Origin of the sequence: Enterobacter sp. LM3, from assembly GCF_046622475.1 — a bacterium.
Lineage (GTDB): Bacteria > Pseudomonadota > Gammaproteobacteria > Enterobacterales > Enterobacteriaceae > Enterobacter > Enterobacter cloacae_P.
The window spans coordinates 366139-387708 of record NZ_JBJURN010000001.1; the positions used below are offsets into that span (position 1 = coordinate 366139).

The window sequence follows — 21570 nt, forward strand, 5'->3', positions numbered from 1 at the left end:
TGTTCACCTCACATTACTCTAAAAATGGCTCCATTGGCACTATATCTGATGAAATCTCCCACGGTTTAAGTACATAACCTTGTTTCACCCAAAAGCATTTACATGGTTTAGGCGTATTAGACGGGGCTTGATTGGCCTCAAATATATTGTGGTGAGAACCGTATACGCCATGCTCCATTTTATCATCAGGTATTTCATCCAAAGGTCGATATGATAGGGTTTTAACAGGAATAATCCTACCTGAAATTGTTTTACATGGAGGGCACAGTTTTGCCGTATCACATTTAGTCAAACTCTCCGTTTTTGCTTTGGATTGTGGAGCATCACTCGGTGTTGCCAAAACTGCACCACCTGCCACTCCGCTACCTACAACCAACCAGTTAATAGCCACTTCCCCAATAATTGGGAGGAGCATCACAAAGAGCCCCAAAGGATCTGCATCTGTAGTCGGATTCAGCGGGTATGTATACGGATTTAGACCACCTTTCAGCCCTATCGGGTCCTGCGTTATATATCTGCCCTGCAACGGATCAAGATATCTGTGACGATTATAGTACAATCCCGTCTCCTTATCCCACTGTTGCCCCGGCAACCGGATAAGCTGTTGCAGATTATGCGGATTATCCTCCCGCAGTATATTCCCCCATTCATCAGACTCCACGCTCCACGCAACATATCCATTGACATCAATCAGCGCCAGAGGCAGTCCCCGGTGGTCGCAGTGGTACAGATGAATTTTCCTCACTGGCGCGAGTTCCGGCTCCACCTGATTTTTCATCTGCTCCACACTCAGTCCGCATTGCGCCAGCCATGCCTGACTTTGTTCGCTGATGGCCCCGCGTTTCAGTTCGTCTTCCAGATTATCCAGCATCGCCACCAGTTCCGGCGCAAACACCATTCCTGCATCCTGCTGGAGTTTCTCCGCCAGCGTGCGGCGGGCGGTTCTGGTCAGTTCCGTCGTGGCCGTTTCAATGCGGATGAGCGGTGTAAAGCTTCCCGGCTGGTACACCGTCTGGATACGGGTGGCGTTCGTCTGCGTGGTGGTCAGTCTGTCGCCATCCCAGCCATACCACGTCACTTCCGGCTCGGGATCCAGCCACAGATAACTATCCCCGCTTGAGTCACGCTCCGTCCGGCTTTTCCATACCCGTTTACCAATACGGCGGCCCAGCGGATCATAGGTATAGCGACTCTCCGTCAGGGTGTCTCCCTGCTGCATCAGGCGGTAATGTGTAAGCCGGTGCTGGTCATCATAGCTGTAGTGGTGGGTATGGCTGCCGCCATTTCTGACTCGTCGCTCGTCTTTTTCCGTCAGTCTTCCATGTTCATCGTAATGGTAAAAGTAATTCGCATCCTGGGCGATGCGGTTGTCGCGCCAGACCTCCGGCAGCATCGGGTATTTATCCCGCTCCGCTGTCCGGTTACCCGCCGGGTCGGTGAGCGTCCACTGCGTCAGGTCATGATGCGGAGATTTGATATGCGTGCTGACCAGTCGCCCGGCGTCGCTGTACTGATAATCGCGTTGTTCATGCTGGCCACTGATACGGATAAGCTGCCCGACATCGTTCCAGGTGTGGTCGCGGTTAAGCTGTGGTTTGTTAAAATGATAACTCTCCGGCTGCCCGGCGGCAGTGTATGCCGTGGTTCTTTCGTACTGACCAAAGCTGAGCAGCGTTTCACGGTGCAGGCGGTCGCGGGTGAAATCAACCAGCGGTTCGTCGCCGAGCTTCATCCCGGCAATATAGCCGGAACCGTAAGTGAGCCATTCCACCGGCGACAGGTGGTCGGGGGTGGTGATGGTCGCCAGCCCCTTATCACTGTAATCCTGCTTCGTGTCGTGCTGCCACAGCACTTCACCGGTTTCCGGGTGATGCACCGTCTGGCGTTCGCTGATAAGGCGGCCCCGGTTGTCATGACCGTAATGCACGGCGACGCGCCGTCCGTCGCTGAGGTGGCTGATGTCTGTCAGCCAGCCACGTTCGTTGTAGAACCACTGTTCTGCCGGTTCGTCGTTCACGGTTCTGTATGTCAGCCGGTCAGATTCATCGTAATGCCACGCCGTGACAAGGCTTTCATCCTCGCTGCGCACAAGCTGTCCGGTCGCGCTGTAACGGTAACGCTTCACCCTGCCGTCAAAACCGGTTTCCTGCGTCAGCCTGTCCAGCACATCGTAAGTGAATGCCGTATGGCTGCCGTTTTCACTGGTCAGTTGCGTCACCCGGCCTGCGGAGTCGTATTCCATCCGGCGTGTCAGCCCACCCTGTGTGGTGCTGATGGCGTTGCCCCGATTATCGTGGGTGGTTTCGCTGCGGCTGCCGTCAGGAGAAATGACTGCCGTCAGGTCTCCCGCCACATTGTATTCGTAACGGGTTTCCTGCTCTGCGGTATTCCGCTGGCTGACCAGTCTGCCGCGATTATCATAAACCCGGTACAGGCTTAACCCTTCCTCCTGATGCGTCGCCGTGAGCTGCCCGAAACGGTCATATTCATAACGGGTTTCATAACCGGAGCAGTCGGTGAAGGTCAGCAACTGCCCGTAGCGGCTCCACACCATCTGTTTTTTGCTGCCAGTGGCGTCTTCGGTGGCGCAGGGATGTTCACTGCGCGGGTCAGCATAAAAGTAACGGGTTGTACTGCCGTTGCGCGTCGTTTCGGCAGTCAGCCTGCCCAGGTCATCGTATTCCTGCCGGGTTTTCAGCCCGTCCGGGTACAGCGTGCTGGTCAGCTGGCGCTGGCTGTTGTGGTAAAGTTCGGTGCGCCTGCCGTCCGGTGTGATAATTTCTTTCAGCAGGCCGGAGTCGGGACTCAGGCGATATTCCGTTTTACGGCCCGCCGCATCTGTCTGCGCAATAAGCCTGCCTGCGGGGTCATATTCGCTGTGCGTGGCGCTGCCGTCTGCGCGCTCCTGCTTCACCACCCGCTTCAGTCCACCGTCACCTTCAGTGTGCAGCACTTCACGGCGGTTCAGACTGTCGGTGATGGTGATACTGTTTTTTTCGTATGCATAGGCGTAGCTTAAGCCTGCCGGGTTACGCTGCGCCACGACTCGTCCGGTAGCATCGTAGCGATAGCGTATTTCCGGCCTGCCCGCATGATGGTGCGCCACCATTCGGCCCGGGTATTTTTCGTCATAAGTAAAGGCGCGCACGGCTGTGTTGCTGTGGTCATATACCGTCACCAGTTCACCGCGCGGTGAATAGGCATAACGCGCCAGCGGCTGTGCAGGCAGGTCATCCGGGTATTCCGGGTCGCGGGTGAGCCACACTTCCGCCAGGCGAACACCGTCGTCTGCGCCATACTCCGTGGCGGGCAGCACATCAGGAACTGGCGGCTGTTTTGCGGCAGCGGCCTGTTTGCGGTACTGCTCCGCCCGTTGCGCCTGCGTGGTCAGCACCAGCCGGAACCAGCGGCCTGCGCCATCCGTCACGCCGGTGATATTTCCTGCGAACTCACCGGCGGCGGCGCGGTGGAAAACCATTACCCGCCCGAAATTATCCACCAGCGCGGTCAGCACCCGGTACGGCGGCAGTGGGGCGGGCAGTACCTCATCCGGTGCAGGAACGCGTTCAGACCAGCCGAGTATCCACCACGGCCCCTGTAATCTATTGGTGGCGAGGTAAATATGCGGGCTGGTATGCAGCGCTTCCGGCAGCCGTTGCCAGAGAAGATGCAGCGGATTGCTTTCATGCAGTGCCGGTACGCCGCCCCGCGCCAGCCAGAACGATTCACTACGGCTGAAGACCGTTTCACCTGGAAACAGCGGGTCAAAATGAATGCTGCGTCCGCCGTTGTCATTGAGGATGAGTTCGTCATCGCGTATCTGTAAGCGGATATCAAAAGGGGCTTTCCAGCCGGGGCCGAATATGCCCACCGGTGCGGGCGTTTTCGTGCGGTAACTGCTGTAAGAGCGGGAAAGCACAAACGGCAGCGGGCCGGGCAGGGCGAAATCGGTTTCGCCGGGCTGCACCTTCGCGCCCAGCAGCGGGTTGACCGGGTTGCCGGAGGTCATGCCGCCGGGGCATATCGAACAGGCGACGCCGGTGGGCGCGCCAATCATCACCCCCGCCGAACCCTGGATTATCAGGCCACCCTTCAGGGTGCCGTCACCCTGACGCGCCGCCGGTTTTCCGCTCATGTTCCCGTCCTTTTTATCTCTTATTGTTTTTCTCTGAAATATCGTCTTATTACTGGTGTTAAATCACTCAGTACTGCCGCATATCCGGCGGCTGGCTGCTGTCTTCCTCCGGCGCTTTCGGCGGGTCTTCCGCTGCGCCGCAGTTCCAGTTAATCATCAGCGCGTCACCGCTGAGGGTCTGGACGCCCTGGAGGTTAATGGCGGTGCCGTTAAGGAATATTTTGCCGTCCTGCGTCAGCACCAGCCGCGCCTGCCCGCAGCGCAGTTCCAGATGTTCCCCGGCGGAATAGACCGCCACCTTCCCGGCGCTCTCGGTTTTGCTTTTGCCCACCGTGAAGGTGGCGTTTTCCCCGACGCTGACGTTATAGCCTTTGCCGACCAGCAGCGATTTATAGATACCGACCTGCGAGGACTGCGTCAGCGCCACCGAGGTGTTCATCACGCCGCCCACGGTAGTCTGGTACGCCACGCCGACCGTCAGCGCCCGCGCCACGCCCACCGTTTCCGCCTGGTTCTGGCCGACAGTAATGCTCTGATTCTGGCCCACAGTTTCTTTCTGGTTCTGTACCACCGTCTGCACCTGATTCTGCTTCACGGTGATGACCTGGTTGCCGCCGATGGTTTCGCGGTGGTTTGCCGTCACATCAGTGGTACGGTTATTCAGTACATCGGTATCCATATCTTTTTGCGCATGGATATAAACCTGCTCCTGCCCGGTGGCATCTTCAAAGCGCAGCTCATTAAAGCCGTCGCCCTTATACGTTTTCGACCGGATGGTCATCTGCGTCTTCGTTCCCGGCAGGCTGCCCGGTGAACGGTTATCCTGGTGATAGGTGCGCCCCATGATGAGGGGCTGGTCAGGGTCGCCATTGAGGAAGTCCACTATAACCTCCTGACCCACGCGCGGAATGGCGAGATTGCCGAATCCGGCACCTGCCCATGCCTGCGATACCCGCACCCAGCAGGAGCTGTCCTCGTTCCCCGGACAGTAACGGTCCCAGTGAAAGCGCACCCGCACCCGGCCATGTTCGTCGCAGAAAATCTCTTCTCCCGGCGGTCCGGTAACGATGGCGCTCTGCGGGCCGTCCACCTTCGGTTTCAGCAGGGGCTGCGGTCGCCAGGTCCGGTCTGCGGGGATAACCTCAAACTGATTATCCAGCGTGGTGCCCTGTCCCCGGCTGCCTTTCAGCGCCTGTGGTTGTTTGCCCGTCAGAACGGAACTGATAACCTGCCATTGCCGGTTAAGCTCCCTGACCGGATGCCCGGTAAGCGTAAAAATGACGCCCGGCCATAATGTCGGTGAATTGCTGACGCAGGAGGCTGTCTCCGCATTGTTGCGCCAGCCCTCCATCTGATAACGGGCGAAATCCTGCCCGTGCTGTTCATCCTTGAACCGTCCCGGATAATCGAAGACCTCATACTGCGTGCGCTGGCCGTTCAGGTGTTCGCCGTCACACCCGTAATACGCCGGCCATCCCGGCACCTTAAAGGTGTAGTCCTGGGTTTCCACCGAAGAGGGGCGTATCTGCGCCTGGTAACTGAATGTACTGACAGTCAGGGGCAAAAGAGTGGTCGTGGGGTTGGGGTTAAAGGGGATTTCACCCGTGCGGGACAGCCCGGCCATATCATCGCACAACGTTAGTGTCTGCGTGTCGGCAACGTGCCGGTCAAAAAAGAAAATCCCTTCCTCCGACCACAGGCGGGTGAGAAATGCCAGGTCGGTCTCGCCGTACTGCACGCAAAATTCCCGCGCCGGGTGATCTTCATAAAACAGCGATTCCCAGCCTGTGATACCGTTTTCCTCCAGCAGCGTGGTGGAAATGGTCTGAATATCCTGCTGCTGGAAGATACGGAAATTTTGTCGCAGCCCGGCGCGCCACAGGGGAGGGTTGATGGTCAGGCTGTAGCACATCTGCCAGCCGTTGTACTCTTTCATCCCGAAGCGGGTGACAATGCCGCTGATACGGCGCTGTGGTGTATCGCCCTGCCAGACAGTCAGGGTGGCATTCTTTTCCAGTACGTTTTCCGCTGCCTGTCCGAAAGCGTCACTGGCGACTTCAATGTCCAGAGTAAACGGGGATAAATAACGCTGTTTCAGCAGAAAGCTCACCACGGCGAAGGTTTTTGACCCCAGACCATCCACGTCCAGTGTGAAACGTAAACCTGTCGACATAAGTGCCTCCCTGAATCAATAAAACGGGGCATTTCCGCAGGCATCGCAACAGGCGTTATCTGGTCTTCTGACTTATCTGCGAATAACCGGGAAAATGATTAGCATTACTGATAAATAATGTCCCATTTAAAAACGACCCCCTGTCCTGTTTTATGATTTCTGTCAATGAATTATGAATTTCGTTTTTATTTATTTTAAAAATGTATTTTATTTTTACTTAAGTGATGTGAATACATAATCATCCTGGCGCTCCTGAATGTCGCCCTGTCGCACACTTCCTCACTGTGGGGCTGGTGTCTTCCACGCTGGCACACGCGCTCTGGCCCAAAGGGGAGAAGATGATCGCGAACGCGCCGGGCATGACGCCGAAAGAGGACTGGTCCTCGCACTACCGTGATGTAAAGTAAAACCAGCTCTCCCGCTCTTTCGGCGGCTTTGCAGGCGAAGTGCGTCAGCATCTCACGAATAAATCTTTTAAATCCGAAAACAGTTTTTCCTTTTTTTGCACCAGCAGCATTCGCGTAACTTTCTCCCTGCAACAAGCTGCCTTTATGGCAGTCCCTTACGCTTCAGACCTGAAAGAAGCGCCTGATCCATCAGGATGGTCGTCCTCCCTTACGGCGGCTGCCTTTGAAAACCACCGGGTCACGACTCCATCGTGGCTAAGGTCTCACTTCATTCATCGTTACTGCATCACACTGCCGGTTTTTCACCGGAGAAATCTGCACCAGCTCACACACCTGCTGATATTCAGCACCCTTAACATTTACGGGCTGCAGCCTGCATTGCCGTCAGGCTTTGCTGCCGCGTGGCCGTAAAATTGCACCAGCTCTCGTGTTCCACGAGCACAAGGCCCAACTCAGGCGTCACTTTGTCGCGTAAAGCGACAAAGTGACGCCGTTCCACCACGCTTGACGCAAGCCACGGAAAATCTGGTCTGCGCCCTCAATCCCCCACACTGACACGTCGCTTTCAGGCCGCTGTCGGTTCAGAAACGGAGAAAAAGATCGATACCGAGGGGGGCATGATGCCCCGGAGAATTTCCTGCTACGGCAGGCAGCCTGTGCCGCGTACAGCCTGAAGCTCCCTACACCTCAACAACCTGCCTCCCCGGCGTGAAGGTATCGTTCTGGCACAGCCAAAAAGCATACGACGGGGCCATCTTGTGCTTTTTAACAGCAGCAATGGGGAGCTATGGGCAAATTAGGCGGTGAAATGAAGGCGTTGTCGAAAAAGGCGGGCGGTAGTTTTAAAACGGTGGATGACCGCATTCATATTATGCAGCGATTCAGTCGCCATTTACGTACGCTGAATATCCAGATCCAGCGGGTGGAACAGATCAGGGTTCGCCATATTGAATGCTATATTCAGACGCGATTGGCGCAGGAGATCGGTAAACGGACGCTGCAAAACGAAATGGCTGCGCTGCGTGGCGTGCTGCAACAGGCCGGGCGTAAGCAGGTGGCAGAACATGAGCGGCTGACCAATAAATCATTAGGGGTGGCTGGCGCATCCCGCAACGGCACTAACCGGGCCATCATGCCTGAGTATTATCAGCGGGGGCTGGCAGCAACGCTGGAGCTGGCAAGGCTGATGGGGTTACGTTCGCAGGAGACGGTACAATGCTGTCAGTCACTGAACGCGTGGAAAAAGGCGCTGGAGCGCGGCGAAACCAGGCTGACGGTGGTTTTTGGCACCAAAGGCTACCGTCCACGCAAAACGTGTTATTCAGGATGCTATAGCTGTCAAAAAAGCGCTGGATAATGCCCTGTCTGTTGCAGAAGAACGAAATGGCAGTCTGATCGACCAGCCTGACCTCCAGAAAGCCATGAATTACTGGCGCGGGGAGATCGCCAGGGTCGGACTGAGGGGCGATTACACCCCACACTCACTGCGCTATGCGTGGACGCAGGATGCGATCCGCTACTATCTGGCGCAGGGATTCAGCGATAAGGAGGCGCTGGCAATGACGGCGACGGACGCGGGCGGTATGTAGCGCAGGTGTACGGGCGACAGGAAGAAAGTGACTAATACATACAGACGAAAAAAACCGTATACCTTTGACAGTAATACGGTTTCTTTACTTCCCCGGATGTCCTGAAACACCCCAGGAAGGTATGTTGGTGGGTCGTGCAGGATTCGAACCTGCGACCAATTGATTAAAAGTCAACTGCTCTACCAACTGAGCTAACGACCCCTTGCGGGATGTACTTCAAATTTATTCAGGCTGGTGGGTCGTGCAGGATTCGAACCTGCGACCAATTGATTAAAAGTCAACTGCTCTACCAACTGAGCTAACGACCCATCTGGGTGTTGCCTGAATATTCACTCGGAACCAATATAAATTGGTGGGTCGTGCAGGATGACTCGGCTTTGCCTCGCCCTTCGGGCCGTTGCTGAAGCAACGTTATCCTTCACGTTTAACATCTGAGTAAGACATTAAAATTGGTGGGTCGTGCAGGATTCGAACCTGCGACCAATTGATTAAAAGTCAACTGCTCTACCAACTGAGCTAACGACCCGAGTGGTGGGTGATGACGGGCTCGAACCGCCGACCCCCTCCGTGTAAAGGAGATGCTCTACCAACTGAGCTAATCACCCACTCTGTACTGCCGGTAATGCGTTAAGTGGTGGGTCGTTCAGGATGACTCGGCTTTCGCCTCGCCCTACGGGCCGTTGCTAAAGCAACGTTATCCTTCACGTTAAGCTATTACTATCCACCTAACTTATTGGTGGGTCGTGCAGGATTCGAACCTGCGACCAATTGATTAAAAGTCAACTGCTCTACCAACTGAGCTAACGACCCACTTTTACGCTGTTTTCACGTTGTTTGATATCCCGTGGCAACGGCGGCATATATTACTGATTTAAGAATTCTGCGCAACAAAAATTTCGATGAAGATCACTTAACTGCTTACGAATCATGCTGCACGACCAGAAATAACGCGATTTCTGGTCATGCGATAATCATCCCATCGAACTCAGACGTTTTTGCGCCTGTTTAGCACCTTCGGTGCCAGGGAATTTTGTGACGACTTGCTGATAAACCGCTTTGGCTTTCGCAGTGTCACCTTTGTCCTGCATGATCACGCCGACCTTAAACATCGCATCAGGCGCTTTTGGCGATTTTGGGTAATTTTTCACCACAGAGGCAAAATAAAACGCCGCATCGTCCTTCTTACCCTTGTTGTAATTCAACTGACCCAACCAATAGTTCGCATTGGGCAGATAAGTGGAATCAGGGTATTTCTTAACGAAGTTCTGGAACGCAACGAGAGCGTCTTCCTGACGAGATTTATCCTGCACCAGGGCAATAGCTGCGTTGTAATCCGTATTGGCGTCACCGCTCTGTACAGGCGCACCTGTCGAAGCCGAAGCATTGTCTGCCGGAGCAGGTGTTGCTGTCGCCGCACCGCTCTGATCGCCCGCTGCTGGCTGCGCTGCTGCACCGCCGCTGCTCAGGCTATCTATCTGCTGCAAAATTTGCTTCTGACGATCCATAACCTGGTTAAGCTGATATTGGCTTTCCTGAATCTGGCCACGGAGAGAGTCAATATCGTTTTGGTTATCGGAAAGTTGCTGCTGGAGTTGAGTTAAAAGCTGGCTGTGAGCGTTAGAAATACGCTCGAGTTGAGTGACCCGGTCTTCTACCGAGCCTGAGCCGACACTACTGATTGGTGCCTGAGCAAAAGCGGCCCAGGGGGCCGCTATTCCAACCAGTAACGACAGACTCAACAGATGATGTCTGAAGTTACTGCTCATGCAATTCTCTTAGTAAACCAGTACGGCACGACGGTTTTTGGAGTAAGCCGCTTCGTCGTGACCCAGTACTGCAGGTTTTTCTTTACCGTAAGAAACGATGGAGATCTGGTCAGCAGAAACGCCTTTACCCTGCAGGTACATCTTAACGGCGTTAGCACGACGCTCACCCAGGGAGATGTTGTACTCTGGAGTACCACGTTCGTCCGCATGACCTTCTACGGTGACTTTGTAAGATGGGTTGCTACGCAGGAAGTTAGCGTGAGCATCCAGCATCGCAGCGAAGTCAGAACGGATGTCGTATTTATCCAGATCGAAGTAAACGATGTTGTTCTGCTGCAGCTGCTGCATCTGAAGACGCGCTTGCTCTTCAGAAGACATGTTGCCATTGCCGTTAGCGTCCATACCGGTGCCGGCACCCATCATGCCTTCGCCGCTCTGGTCATTGCTTGCGTTCTTGTTAGAAGAACACGCTGCGATTGCCATTACAGGCAGAGCGATCATCAGCCCCTTCAGCACTTTGTTCAGTTGCATTTCTATGATTCCTTTAGTAATCAATTAATTATTATTTACAGATACGGCGACCAGGCAGGTGATTTTACCTGTCCATCAGTTGCCGGAATACGCGCTTTGAAACGCCCATCTGTAGAAACCAGATTCAGCACAGATCCCATCCCCTGAGAAGAGCTGTAGATTACCATCGTGCCGTTAGGTGCCAGACTTGGCGTTTCATCCAGGAACGTTGACGACAGAACCTGCACGCCACCCGCTACCAGATCTTGTTTGGCAATGTGCTGCTGCCCACCGTTGGAGCTAACCATTACCATAAATTTACCGTCGCTGCTCACGTCTGCGTTCTGGTTCTGCGTACCTTCCCAGCTAATACGTTGCGGAGCACCGCCGTTGATATTCACTTTATAGATTTGTGGACGGCCGGCCTGGTCAGAAGTAAATGCCAGGTTCTGGCTGTCCGGGAACCAGCTTGGTTCAGTGTTGTTGCTACGACCATCAGTCACCTGGCGAATTTGACCAGAACCGACATCCATCACGTACAGGTTCAGGCTACCGGTTTTAGACAGGGCAAATGCCAGCTTAGAACCGTCCGGAGAGAACGATGGAGCACCGTTGTGACGTGGGAACGAAGCGACCTGACGAACAGCACCGTTAGCCAGCGTCTGGATAACCAGCGCAGAACGACCGCTTTCGAAGGTAACATAGGCCAGTTTGGAACCATCCGGTGACCAGGCTGGAGACATCAGCGGCTGAGAAGAACGTTTCACCAGGAACTGGTTGTAACCGTCGTAGTCAGACACACGCAGCTCATACGGGAACTGACCGCCGTTGGTCTGCACCACATAAGCGATACGGGTACGGAATGCGCCTTTAATGCTGGTCAGTTTTTCGAATACCGCGTCGCTGGCAGCGTGAGCCGCGTAGCGCAGGTACTGTTTAGTGACCTTGTAAGAGTTCTGTGCCAGAACGGTGCCCGGTGCGCCGCCGGTATCAACCAGCTGCCATGCAACGTTGAAAGAACCGTCTGGGTTAGGGGTAACCTGACCCACCACCACGGCATCAATACCCAGCGCAGACCATGCGGCAGGCTGTACTTCCTGCGCGCTGCCCGGCTGCTGTGGCAGACGAGAACGATCTAATGGGTTGAATTTACCGCTGTTACGCAGGTCAGCTGCAACGATGCCACCCGCATCTTCAGGTGCAGCACCTGGGCCAGCCCACTGGAACGGAACAACACCGATTGGACGCGCCGAGTCCACCCCCTGGGTGATCTCGATACGTACCTCTGCGTGCAGCACAGCTGCCCACAGCATTAAGAAACTAAATGCTACACGTAATGCCTGCTTCATCATATCTCCCTTATCCAGGTAACCTTACCCACGATAATTTAGCAGAATGTTAACAAACTCAAATAGACAAAACTACCAGAACCCTGTGACTAAACCTGGTCTAAATTTCCCCGTTTGCACGGGGAAAATGTAACTTAAGGTTTGAAGTCCAGCGGTGCATTTTTGAATGTTTCATACACAGCCTGAGATGGTGGTTTCGGGAATTTCGTCATTCTGCTGGTTGCAGATAACATCTGCTGACAGAATGCGTCATCCCCACCTTCCGGCTTCACGCTAAGTATGCTGCCGTCAGAACTTATATTTACACGCAAAGTACAGGTCTTGCCTTTATAGGTTTCCCAGTCATACAGATGACCACGAATAGCTGCCTGCACCTGTGAAATATACGAAGCAATCTCGGCCTGTGATGCACCACCCTGCCCTTGTTTACTTCCTTTAGCAGGAGATGCCCCACCAGCGCTACCACTGGTAGTACCTTTCGGCGCATTCTTACCAGCACTCAAGTCGCCAAGTAGATCGTCAACGCCTGCAGCCGCGGCAGCTTTCTCAGCGGCTGCAGCCTTTTTCGCGGCGGCTTTATCAGCGGCAGCTTTCTTATCGGCAGCGGCTTTCTCTGCTGCAGCTTTCTTATCCGCAGCAGCTTTCTCAGCGGCAGCTTTTTTGTCTGCTGCGGCTTTTTCAGCGGCAGCCGCTTTTTCAGCAGCAGCTTTCTCTGCAGCAGCGGCTTTCTTCGCAGCATCAGCAGCTGCTTTCTTCTCAGCTTCCTGAGCAGCTTTCTTCGCGGCTTCTGCTTCAGCTTTCTTCTCAGCATCCGCAGCCGCTTTCTTCGCTGCTTCCGCTTCGGCTTTTTTCTGAGCATCGGCAGCCGCTTTCTTCGCTACTTCTGCTTCAGCTTTCTTCTGAGCGTCGGCAGCGGCTTTCTTCGCTGCTTCCGCTTCCGCTTTCTTCTGAGCATCGGCAGCCGCTTTTTTCGCCGATTCTGCCGCTAATTTAGCCTGGGCATCAGCCTGCGCTTTCGCGTCCGCTGCAGCTTTTGCAGCCGCTTCTTCCGCCTGCTTTTGCTGTTCCTGTGCTTTCTTCGCGGCCTCTTCAGCCTGCTTCTGCTGTTCCGCCTGCTCTTTTGCGGCTTCCTGCGCCTGCAAACGTTCTTTCTCAAGCTGCTTCAGACGCTCTTGCTCGGCGGCCTGCTTTTCACGCAGTTCATCCGCTTGCTGTTGCGCCTGTTTCTCACGCTGCTCTTCAGCTCGTTTTGCACTCGCTTTCTGCTGCTGCTGACGATTATAGTTCTGCACTACCGCACCGGGATCCACCATCACGGCGTCGATGGAAGAACCTCCACCGCCGCCCGCTGATGCATCGATATGCTCGTCGAACGAACTCCAGATCAGTGCTGCAAAAAGAATAACGTGCAGCACTGCGGAGACGATTATCGCTCGCTTAAGCTTGTCGTTCTGTTCGGTTGCCTTTGACACTATCGGTTCCCAAAAACTACGCAGATGATCAAATAGGCTGAGTCATTAAGCCAACTGACTTAACACCCGCACTATGTAGCAAGTTCAGCGCTTTAATAATTTCATCGTATGGTACGTCTTTCGCGCCACCGATTAAGAAGACCGTTTTCGGATTTGACTCCAGGCGTCGTTGCGCTTCAGCAATAACCTGCTCAGGTGGTAGCTGATCCATACGATCTTTCTCTACCACCACGCTGTATTGCCCTACGCCGGAAACCTCAATGATGACTGGAGGGTCGTCATTGGTGCTTACCGCCTGTGATTCTGTCGCATCCGGCAGATCAACTTCCACGCTCTGGGTAATGATGGGCGCTGTCGCCATAAAGATCAGCAGCAGTACCAGCAGTACGTCCAGCAGCGGAACGATATTGATTTCGGACTTGAGCTCGCGACGCCCCCGTCCACGCGTTCTGGCCATGGTTTACCCCTTGTTGCTCTCGGTGCTGGTAAACGCCTGACGGTGCAGAATCGCGGTGAACTCTTCCATAAAGTTGTCGTAGTTCAGTTCCAGTTTGTTCACACGCTGGTTCAGACGGTTGTAAGCCATTACTGCCGGAATTGCAGCAAACAGACCGATTGCCGTTGCAATCAGTGCTTCTGCAATACCCGGTGCCACCATCTGCAACGTCGCCTGCTTCACCGCACCCAGCGCGATAAAGGCGTGCATGATCCCCCATACCGTACCAAACAGACCGATGTATGGGCTGATGGAACCTACGGTACCCAGGAAAGGAATATGCGTTTCAAGATTTTCCAGCTCGCGGTTCATGGAAATGCGCATCGCACGCGATGCACCTTCAACGACCGCTTCCGGCGCATGGCTGTTAGCACGATGCAGACGGGCAAACTCTTTGAAACCGCTGTAGAAAATTTGCTCGGAGCCTGCGAGGTTCTCACGGCGTCCCTGGCTTTCCTGGTACAAACGAGAAAGTTCGATACCTGACCAGAACTTATCTTCAAACGCTTCCGCCTCACGGCCTGCTGCATTGAGGATACGTGTTCTCTGGATGATGATAGCCCAGGATGCGATTGAAAAACCAATCAAAATCAACATGATAAGTTTAACCAGAAGGCTAGCCTTCAGGAACAAATCAAGGATATTCATGTCAGTCACTGCTTAAACTCCGCGACAATAGACTTAGGAAGCGCACGAGGCTTCATTATGGTTGGATCAACACAAACAATCAGTACTTCAGCTGAGTTCAGTACGGTGTTCTCTGCATTGACTATCCGCTGCGTGAAAACCAGTGAGGTTCCGCGCATTGATGTAATTTCAGTTTGGACTTCGAGCATATCGTCGAGTCTGGCAGGCGCAAAATACTCAAGCGTCATCTTGCGTACCACAAAGGCAACTCGCTCAGCCAACAGTACCTGTTGGCTAAAGTGATGATGGCGCAGCATCTCTGTGCGTGCCCGTTCATAAAAAGCAACGTAGCTGGCGTGGTAAACCACACCACCGGCGTCAGTATCTTCGTAATAGACACGAACCGGCCATCGAAACAGCGTTGTATTCACTTTACATCCCGGTAATGCAACAAAAGTTAACTCTTTTAAACTTCGCTACTATACGCGCGGGAAAGATGGTTTGGAATGGGAGAAAGTAAACGGAGAGTAAATTTTTATGGGCTCGGGTAAGCCCATATCATTAACGGACATTTCTTATTCAGAAGAAGAAGAAAATCAAACCGGCGAGAAGAACCAGATCGGCGAGCAGCGGGCAAAAAAGACCCTGCCAGTGAAGTGCTTTCGGACGAAAGCCCACGCCGTGAATGACGCCAGCACACACCGCCCACATAATGAGGAAGCCGTGCCAGATCTCAAGCTCGCTGGTCTTTGCCGCGAAGCGCGACGGGTCCCAGAAGATACAGCCTGCCAGCAGTAATGCCATCACTAAAGAAAGCGCCCTTAACGGGCGCTTATCCATTACCGCGTAAAGCATCGCGATAATTTTCATTAGTGTTTTTCTTCACCCGCTTTGGACGCTTCAACGTGCTCAAGCGCCAGTGCAGTGATGACACCAAAGGCACAGGCAAGAAGCGTCCCTAAAATCCATGCGAAATACCACATATTCAGCTCCTTACTTAGTACATAGAGTGGGTGTTGCTTTCGATATGTTCTTTGGTGATACGACCGAACATTTTCCAGTAACACCAGGTGGTGTAGAGCAGGATAATCGGTACGAATACACAAGCCACATATGTCATCAGGTTCAGCGTCAGCTGGCTGGAGGTTGCATCCCACATGGTCAGGCTAGCATTCATCATGGTGCTGGATGGCATCACGAATGGGAACATAGCAATACCCGCAGTCAGGATGATGCACGCCAGCGTCAGTGAAGAGAACACGAACGCCAGTGCGCCTTTTTCCAGACGAGACGTCAGCACCGTCAGCAGTGGCAGCAATACACCCAGTGCCGGGATAGCCCACAGCGCAGGAGTATTGTTGAAGTTCACCAGCCATGCACCAGCCTGACGAGCCACTTCTTTGGTCAGCGGGTTAGACGGTGCAGCGTGGTTGATAGCAGACGTCACTACGTAACCATCAATACCGTACATCACCCAAACGCCAGCCAGTGCGAAGCAGACCAGCGTTACCAGAGCAGCAACCTGAGCTGTCGTGCGAGAACGCAGGTGCAGTTCACCCACAGTACGCATCTGCAGATAGGTCGCGCCCTGGGTAATGATCATCGCCACACTCACTACGCCTGCCAGCAGACCAAACGGGTTCAGCAGCTGGAAGAAGTTACCGGTGTAGTAAAGACGCATGTAATCGTCGATGTGGAACGGTACGCCCTGCAGCAGGTTACCGAACGCCACGCCAATCACCAGAGGTGGAACGAAGCTACCAATGAAGATGCCCCAGTCCCACATGTTGCGCCAGCGGGTGTCTTCAATCTTGGAACGGTAGTCGAAACCAACCGGACGGAAGAATAAAGACGCCAGCACCAGAATCATCGCCACGTAGAAACCGGAGAACGCAGCCGCGTAGACCATCGGCCAGGCAGCAAACAGTGCGCCGCCTGCGGTGATCAGCCACACCTGGTTACCGTCCCAGTGTGGGGCGATGGAGTTGATCATGATTCGACGCTCGGTGTCATTACGACCGAGGAAACGGGTGAGCATGCCCACCCCCATGTCGAAACCATCCGTGACCGCAAAACCGATCAGCAGGATACCGACCAGCAGCCACCAGATAAAACGCAATACTTCATAATCGATCATTTGATGACTCCTGTCTTAGCGTGCCGGCTGAGTAGTCGCACCGGACTGCTCGTAGTGATAGCGACCGGTTTTCAGGCTGCTTGGGCCAAGGCGCGCGAACTTGAACATCAGGAACAGTTCAGCCACCAGGAACAGGGTGTACAGACCACAAATCAGCAGCATGGAGAAGATCAGATCGCCCGCTGTCAGGGTAGAGTTCGCGACCGCTGTTGGCAGCACCTCACCTATCGCCCACGGCTGACGGCCATATTCCGCCACGAACCAACCGGATTCGATAGCAATCCACGGCAGTGGAATACCGTACAACGCGGTACGCAGCAGCCATTTTTTCTGACCAACGCGGTTACGAATAACAGACCAGAAGGACGCTGCAATGATCAGCAACATCAGGATGCCGCAGCCCACCATGATACGGAAGGCGAAGTACAGCGGCGCAACGCGTGGAATGGAGTCTTTGGTTGCCATCTGAATCTGTGCTTCCGTCGCGTCGGAGACGTTCGGGGTATAGCGTTTCAGCAGCAGACCGTAACCCAGGTCTTTCTTCACGTTATTAAACTGATCGCGAACCGCCTGGTCGGTAGAACCGGCACGCAGTTGTTCCAGCAACGCATAAGCTTTCATACCGTTACGGATACGGCCTTCATGCTGCACCATCAGTTCTTTCAGGCCAGTCACCTGTTTGTCGACGGAGCGAGTAGCAATGATACCGAGCGCGTAAGGGATCTGGATGGAGAAGTGGTTTTGCTGCGCATCCTGATCCGGAATACCGAACAGAGTAAAGGCAGCCGGAGCCGGTTGCGTTTCCCACTCAGCTTCGATAGCCGCCAGCTTGGTTTTCTGCACGTCACCCATTTCGTAACCGGATTCATCACCCAGAACGATAACGGACAGAATCGCTGCCATGCCGAAGCTTGCCGCGATGGCGAAGGAACGTTTAGCGAAAGCGAAGTCACGACCACGCAGCATATAGTAGGAGCTGATGCCCAGAATGAACATCGCACCACACACATAACCAGATGCTACAGTGTGAACGAATTTAACCTGTGCGACCGGGTTCAGTACCAGCTCGGCAAAGCTGACCATCTCCATACGCATGGTTTCGAAGTTGAAATCAGACGCGATCGGGTTCTGCATCCAGCCGTTCGCCACCAGGATCCACAGTGCGGACAGGTTAGAACCTAATGCCACCAGCCAGGTTACCGCCATATGCTGGACTTTACCCAGACGGTCCCAACCGAAGAAGAACAGACCTACAAAGGTGGATTCGAGGAAGAAGGCCATCAGACCTTCAATGGCCAGCGGCGCACCGAAGATATCCCCTACATAGTGGGAATAGTAAGACCAGTTAGTCCCGAACTGGAACTCCATGGTCAAACCGGTTGCCACGCCCAGTGCAAAGTTGATACCAAACAACTTGCCCCAGAACTTGGTCATATCTTTATAAATCTGTTTGCCGGAGAGGACGTAGACCGTTTCCATGATGGCCAGCAGGAACGCCATACCGAGCGTCAGTGGCACAAACAGGAAGTGGTACATCGCGGTCAAGGCAAACTGTAAGCGCGACAGTTCGACTATATCTAACATCATGACTCCTTGCTCATCGCATGAAGACTCCGAGAGTGGACGCCGTTAGATACGACGGATCCACACACATGCCCCAATACAAAATTATCTGCTTCCCTTCTTCGTTGCTTATTCTCTACAGGAGGAAAAAGCAGTGATGAAAAGTTACAAATACGTTAATAAAAAACCCAAATTGATCCCGCAAATATAATACGCTGCAAAACCCTTACAATAAACAGGTTTTTATTGAATCACTTTTACGTTTTTCGACGGTGATCAATTTATAGCAAAACTACCACTTTTCAGCCATTTTGATCGGGGACAATTTAACGTCTTTTGATATCTTTTTCCAAGGATTAAACATTGATTTAAATCAAAAACAATCACCATTGTTAACCATGTTTAATTGCAGTAAGAATGGTGAAAATCATGTTAATGACATGTACATCATGAGGTATTGATGGTTATCAAATGCAGGGAATAATATGAACAGAAGTGATTTTAATTAACGAGAAAGGACAATGCAGTTTCGCATGCAGATAAACATATAATGATAGCCACCTCACAGTATTTTTCCATTGCTTTACTGTAACTCTTCGCAATTACATTTAATTTACCTTTACCAACCACAAAATTAACACCGCTTTGTGACTATTCGATGAAACAAAAGACCGCAATGTCTGCGGTCTTTTGAACGTGTGGAATGTTACCCCTCTATCTGAATACTAAAGGTACGCGACTGCCCCGGGCGAAATGCCCCCACGATGCCTTTTTCGTCATGCCCGCCCTCTTTAGTGCGTTCATTCATGTCGGTTTCGTGGCACCCTTTAATCGTCCGGTTTACCGCTAAAGTGGCATCGTAAGAGGTCGACTCCGATGGATTGAACAGGCGAAGGATAAGGGCTTCGCCGTCTTCTGACTTTTTCAATGCACTCAACATACAACCTGTCGGTGGCAACGTTAACAGGCTGTAGCTCTCCGGCGTCCTGAACGCAGCGCGGTTAAGTTTCATCGCATCCCAGGGGATTTTGTTATAGCAGTGAACCGGGGTAAGCCATGCCTTCGCCTGCTGGGCAACACCGGCATCGTCAGGCGATCCGCTAAAACTATAGAGGCTAAAACGGCAGTCAAGCTGGCCACGAACCTGCGAGTCCGGTACGGGCATCTTGATACCAGATGGTCTTCCAGGCCGCAGGAGTAAATCCTCCTTCCCGAGAACCCCCACTCCGCGCAGAAGCGTCAGGGCAAATGTTTTATGAGCGTCACCGATAACTTCAAATTCCCGCAGTCCCTCAGTGAACAACGCCATTCCATGATGCTTTTCCCGGAGTACGGCGTAGTTGAGGAGATTCCAGACCGGCAGTGGCGCTTCCTTCCATCCCTCTTCCTGCCAGTTCGTCATGGCCTCATCCCACACAGGGCGCGTCAGCGAGCCAAACTGCGTATCGGCTAACACCGCTTCCGTATTAAACGGCGTGGGGATCAATACACGGACGCGATGATCGTCAGCCTGATTATCCAGCCGAACCTCCACATCAATACGCCGGCTGTTATGGCTGAGCGTCACCGCCATTTCAGCAGTGAGAAGACCGTTTTGCTGGCGTGCCGAACGTTCGGTGAGGTTTGCCGGAACCGCCATTCGATGACGGATCAGCACCCTGCTCTGCCAGCCTTCATGAGTAACCTCAACGTCATGCTCGCCTTGCACTGAAGTGAGCCGCCACTCCTCTCGCGACGGAGAATAGTCATACTCATCACCATCATCGGAACTCTCTTCAATTTCCAGCACACGGTCATAGATAAGACCTGACGCTTTATCGTGCAGACGCAGCGTTCCGTCACCGTTCAGGCTTATCTGCCAGAAGGCATTTTCCAGCAATGCCTCTGTTGTTTTCGTTGGCGGAAGCGCGTCACCCGCGATATGCGGTTCGATATACAGCGTGCAGTAGCCCATTGATGGCAGGTTCTGACTGAGCTGGATATCGAACGCCATAAACGGCTCATAATTCCCGTAATGGACGATCTGCCTGTCAATCAGCCCCGGGTCAAGTTCGCGGGCGTGGCGAATGAAATACGGAACGTCGTTGCCTTTATCATCCACCAGGCGGAACTGGCTGGCACGCAGGCGGATCGTCGTGTTAATCACCTCGTCACGCGGCCAGGGCATCAGGTTGAACATCACCAGTTTGTCTGCATCGCTTTGCGGCATGTTGTCGACAATCTTGCGCATATAAAAATGCGTCAGGTTATCGGCCATATCCTCAGCCAGCTCGAAACGCGAGAGGATTTCGCGATGCACCTTGTCGCTACAGCAGCAGCCAATGCTGTCGTGGGCGTGATTTTTCAGGATCTCTTTCCACATTTTTTCCAGCAGGCCGTGGTGGTATTCAAACCCCAGCGTCCAGGCAAGCGTTGCCAGCGGCTCCAGGACATTAACGATTTTGTTCTCTATGCGGGCATGCGCAATTTTAATGTCCATCCGCGTGGAGCCTATCGTCCGGTGCACACGCATGTATTTACCGTCGATAAACTCCCCTTTCAGCGTCGCCAGTTCTTCACGGTGTGCTTCAATATGTTCAAAGACTTCCTCAAACCGGCTCATCACAAATTTACGCTGCGGATAAATTTCACGAAGCTTATCCATCACTGCGAAAATGTTTTGCTGCAGCGGCATCTGGTCGTGACCGTTGGGCAACAATATCTCCTTCGTGACGGAGGCTTTTTCCAGCACCCCGAAGTAACTGTCGAGCCGTTTTCGTAATCCTTCTTCATCCTCCGGTAAGTACTTACCAATCGCGTAACCTAACGGCAGTACCTGTGTCGTGACCTCACTGCCATCCGCACTCTGCCATAAAAACTCCGTTTTATCTGTCCCGTGACGCTCTGAACAACCGCGCCAGAACATGGCTCGCGTAATACCAAAACCGTTATAAATGTGCGGAAGTTGCCCGGACATGCCGAACGAATCCGGCAGGTAGCCAATCTTCATCGGCTCGCCCAATGCCATACAGTCGCGGATGCCATACATCAGGTTGCGAACAATCGACTCGCCAGAAACAATTGTGGTGTCCGTCTGGGTATACCAGGGGCCAATAATCAGTTTCCCGGCCTCAACCAGTGCCTTCACCCGGGGCCGGTTTTCTGGTTTCACCGCGAAGTAATCTTCCAGAACCGCCGTCTGCCCGTCGAGGACGTAGTATTTGTATGCGTCATCCTGCTCAAGACGGGTGAGGATCTCCTCCATATTATTGACAAGGAGAATGCGCGACGCTTCAGTGGTGAAATACCACTCACGGTCCCAGTGCATATGCGGTGTAATATGAACGCGAGATACAGCTTTCATCTT

The 21570-nt window shown here is 53.4% G+C and carries 15 protein-coding genes, 5 tRNA genes and 2 pseudogenes; 3 read left to right on the forward strand and 19 right to left on the reverse strand.

From position 1 onward, the window contains the following. Positions 1-13: 13 nt before the first annotated feature. Both ACJ9N4_RS01685 and ACJ9N4_RS01690 read right to left on the reverse strand, forming a co-directional pair. Positions 14-4135 carry an RHS element core protein gene (locus ACJ9N4_RS01685; protein WP_411500206.1) on the reverse strand — a complete coding sequence of 1374 codons (4122 nt, stop codon included), beginning with the start codon at positions 4133-4135 and terminating at the stop codon, positions 14-16. Positions 4136-4202: 67 nt separating this feature from the next. Continuing rightward, positions 4203-6308: a type VI secretion system Vgr family protein gene (locus ACJ9N4_RS01690; protein ID WP_182919607.1), complete on the reverse strand. Its 2106-nt coding sequence runs from the start codon at positions 6306-6308 to the stop codon at positions 4203-4205. Between the two features lie 287 nt (positions 6309-6595). Here ACJ9N4_RS01690 and ACJ9N4_RS01695 point away from each other — a divergent pair. The 3 genes and pseudogenes from ACJ9N4_RS01695 to ACJ9N4_RS01705 form a co-directional block, all read left to right on the forward strand. Beyond that, a pseudogene (locus ACJ9N4_RS01695) lies at positions 6596-6715 on the forward strand (transcriptional regulator); the annotation flags it as partial. Between the two features lie 39 nt (positions 6716-6754). Then, on the forward strand, positions 6755-7126 hold the full coding sequence (locus tag ACJ9N4_RS01700; protein ID WP_182919606.1) for a hypothetical protein: 372 nt from the start codon (positions 6755-6757) through the stop codon (positions 7124-7126). A 376-nt stretch (positions 7127-7502) separates the two neighbouring features. Beyond that, positions 7503-8339: pseudogene (locus tag ACJ9N4_RS01705) on the forward strand (integrase domain-containing protein). 90 nt (positions 8340-8429) lie between these two features. On the opposite strand, the gene ACJ9N4_RS01710 reads toward ACJ9N4_RS01705, so the two are convergent. The 17 genes from ACJ9N4_RS01710 to mngB all read right to left on the reverse strand — a co-directional run bounded on the left by ACJ9N4_RS01710 (position 8430) and on the right by mngB (position 21567). Then, positions 8430-8505 (reverse strand) — tRNA-Lys (locus tag ACJ9N4_RS01710). Positions 8506-8536: 31 nt separating this feature from the next. Next, positions 8537-8612: transfer RNA gene (locus tag ACJ9N4_RS01715), tRNA-Lys, on the reverse strand. A gap of 142 nt (positions 8613-8754) precedes the next feature. Beyond that, a tRNA-Lys gene (locus ACJ9N4_RS01720) sits at positions 8755-8830 on the reverse strand. Positions 8831-8833: 3 nt separating this feature from the next. Beyond that, positions 8834-8909 (reverse strand) — tRNA-Val (locus ACJ9N4_RS01725). A 129-nt stretch (positions 8910-9038) separates the two neighbouring features. Beyond that, positions 9039-9114: transfer RNA gene (locus ACJ9N4_RS01730), tRNA-Lys, on the reverse strand. A gap of 161 nt (positions 9115-9275) precedes the next feature. Beyond that, the gene (cpoB, locus tag ACJ9N4_RS01735) at positions 9276-10070 is read right to left on the reverse strand and encodes a cell division protein CpoB (protein WP_182274160.1); all 795 of its coding nucleotides are present in this window, start codon (positions 10068-10070) and stop codon (positions 9276-9278) included. Positions 10071-10079: 9 nt separating this feature from the next. Then, the gene (pal, locus tag ACJ9N4_RS01740; protein WP_003858578.1) at positions 10080-10601 is read right to left on the reverse strand and encodes a peptidoglycan-associated lipoprotein Pal; all 522 of its coding nucleotides are present in this window, start codon (positions 10599-10601) and stop codon (positions 10080-10082) included. A 35-nt stretch (positions 10602-10636) separates the two neighbouring features. Continuing rightward, positions 10637-11929 carry a Tol-Pal system beta propeller repeat protein TolB gene (gene tolB / locus ACJ9N4_RS01745; RefSeq protein WP_196391354.1) on the reverse strand — a complete coding sequence of 431 codons (1293 nt, stop codon included), beginning with the start codon at positions 11927-11929 and terminating at the stop codon, positions 10637-10639. A 134-nt stretch (positions 11930-12063) separates the two neighbouring features. Further along, complete coding sequence (gene tolA, locus ACJ9N4_RS01750) at positions 12064-13401, reverse strand: cell envelope integrity protein TolA (RefSeq protein WP_182919605.1); 1338 nt, start codon at positions 13399-13401, stop codon at positions 12064-12066. 28 nt (positions 13402-13429) lie between these two features. Continuing rightward, complete coding sequence (tolR, locus tag ACJ9N4_RS01755) at positions 13430-13858, reverse strand: colicin uptake protein TolR (RefSeq protein WP_181622709.1); 429 nt, start codon at positions 13856-13858, stop codon at positions 13430-13432. 3 nt (positions 13859-13861) lie between these two features. Beyond that, positions 13862-14554: a Tol-Pal system protein TolQ gene (gene tolQ, locus ACJ9N4_RS01760; RefSeq protein WP_182274158.1), complete on the reverse strand. Its 693-nt coding sequence runs from the start codon at positions 14552-14554 to the stop codon at positions 13862-13864. Further along, positions 14551-14955, reverse strand: coding sequence for a tol-pal system-associated acyl-CoA thioesterase (gene ybgC / locus ACJ9N4_RS01765; protein WP_003858593.1), 405 nt, complete (start codon positions 14953-14955; stop codon positions 14551-14553). The genes tolQ and ybgC overlap by 4 nt, the downstream gene beginning before the upstream one ends. A gap of 148 nt (positions 14956-15103) precedes the next feature. Beyond that, complete coding sequence (gene ybgE / locus ACJ9N4_RS01770; protein ID WP_182274157.1) at positions 15104-15394, reverse strand: cyd operon protein YbgE; 291 nt, start codon at positions 15392-15394, stop codon at positions 15104-15106. After that, on the reverse strand, positions 15394-15507 hold the full coding sequence (gene cydX, locus ACJ9N4_RS01775) for a cytochrome bd-I oxidase subunit CydX (protein ID WP_006177208.1): 114 nt from the start codon (positions 15505-15507) through the stop codon (positions 15394-15396). The genes ybgE and cydX overlap by 1 nt, the downstream gene beginning before the upstream one ends. A gap of 14 nt (positions 15508-15521) precedes the next feature. Then, positions 15522-16661, reverse strand: a complete 1140-nt coding sequence (gene cydB, locus ACJ9N4_RS01780; protein WP_182919604.1) for a cytochrome d ubiquinol oxidase subunit II — start codon at positions 16659-16661, stop codon at positions 15522-15524. 15 nt (positions 16662-16676) lie between these two features. Further along, positions 16677-18245 carry a cytochrome ubiquinol oxidase subunit I gene (gene cydA / locus ACJ9N4_RS01785; RefSeq protein WP_182274643.1) on the reverse strand — a complete coding sequence of 523 codons (1569 nt, stop codon included), beginning with the start codon at positions 18243-18245 and terminating at the stop codon, positions 16677-16679. A 685-nt stretch (positions 18246-18930) separates the two neighbouring features. Next, positions 18931-21567, reverse strand: coding sequence for a mannosylglycerate hydrolase (gene mngB, locus ACJ9N4_RS01790; protein WP_182919603.1), 2637 nt, complete (start codon positions 21565-21567; stop codon positions 18931-18933). Positions 21568-21570 lie beyond the last annotated feature (3 nt).